Origin of the sequence: Phormidium sp. CCY1219 (assembly GCF_035615515.1) — a bacterium.
In the GTDB taxonomy this organism is placed as follows: domain Bacteria; phylum Cyanobacteriota; class Cyanobacteriia; order Cyanobacteriales; family Laspinemataceae; genus CCY1219.
Window position 1 is genome coordinate 1 of sequence record NZ_JAJENT010000634.1, and the last position, 250, is coordinate 250.

At 42.8% G+C, this 250-nt stretch carries 1 protein-coding gene; it reads right to left on the bottom strand.

The window, feature by feature from the left end; genetic code table 11:
- Window positions 1-244, bottom strand: a 244-nt coding sequence (locus LKK83_RS18025) for a group II intron maturase-specific domain-containing protein (protein WP_324632651.1), incomplete at its 3' end; no start/stop codon positions are given.
- Between the last annotated feature and the right edge of the window lie 6 nt (window positions 245-250).

Here is a 250-nt window from a genome sequence, read left to right on the forward strand (position 1 = left end):
ATACCCATTGCCGATTCCCTATTGTTTGCCAGTATTTCTTGGCTACCCACTTTCCTGTTTTGTTGGAATGTCTTCGGATTCCCCATTTGGTTAATTTCCAATATAGTAAGCTATCCATCTGAGAAAAGGCTTCCTTGGACACTTGTGTCGAGTAGTAGTTACTCCAACCTTTGATGACCGGGTTGAGGTGTCTTATTAGTCCCTCTTGCGGTGATGCGATGTGGGAGTCTACTATCTCTTTCAGTTTTTT